The sequence below is a fragment of the Streptococcus sp. 1559 genome, from assembly GCF_013276735.1.
Classification (GTDB): domain Bacteria; phylum Bacillota; class Bacilli; order Lactobacillales; family Streptococcaceae; genus Streptococcus; species Streptococcus pseudopneumoniae.
This window is the reverse complement of the sequence record NZ_VMLO01000103.1, coordinates 1-664: the sequence shown is the minus strand read 5'-3', so window position 1 is coordinate 664 and position 664 is coordinate 1. Positions and strand designations below refer to the sequence as shown.

General features: G+C 41.3%; 1 protein-coding gene. It reads left to right on the top strand.

What is annotated here, in order from left to right:
- Positions 1–404 (top strand): LPXTG cell wall anchor domain-containing protein (locus tag HT688_RS10415; protein ID WP_172923772.1); only part of this gene is annotated, 404 nt, incomplete at its 5' end.
- Positions 405–664: the final 260 nt, after the last annotated feature.

The following is a 664-nucleotide window of genomic DNA, read 5'->3' as shown; positions in this document are numbered from 1 at the left end:
CAGCGGCAGCCTTGAATGGTCAAGCAACAAGTAAAGATGAGTTGAAAGCCGAAATTGCGAAAGAAGATGCAACAAAAGCTGACGCCAAGTACACGAATGCAGACCAAGCTAAGCGTACTGCCTATGATCAAGCACTTGCAGCAGCGAAAGCTGTAGCAGCTAAAGAAGGTGCAAGTCAAGCAGAAGTTGAGAAAGCTAAGAATGACTTAGTTGCAGCAGCGGCAGCCTTGAATGTATCAGATATAGTAGCAGGAACTCAGCCTACATCGTATCAAACGAGAGCAATGTTGCCTAATACTGGTAGTCGATCAGATAGCACTACAGCTGCTCTAGGACTTCTATCAATCTTTGGAGCAGTCGGTTTACTCTTTTCTAAAAAGAAAAAAGATGATGAAGAAGCTTAAGTAGATGATTCTATTTGATTCTCAATAGCCTTCACATGCAAAAATCTTTATCAATTAAAAAGAACTAGGGTAACCTACACATTAGCTGGATATACTCACCCTATAGCGGATAGTGAAGAAGCCTCTTTGCCAACTGTAGTAGAGTTGAAGTTAGCTAAGATTCAGAAAGGACAAATTTTGTCCTTTCTTTTTTGGCTCTTTGTCAACTGTAGTGGGTTGAAGGTAACCGCCCAATAACGAAGTATAGTAACCGCCCAATA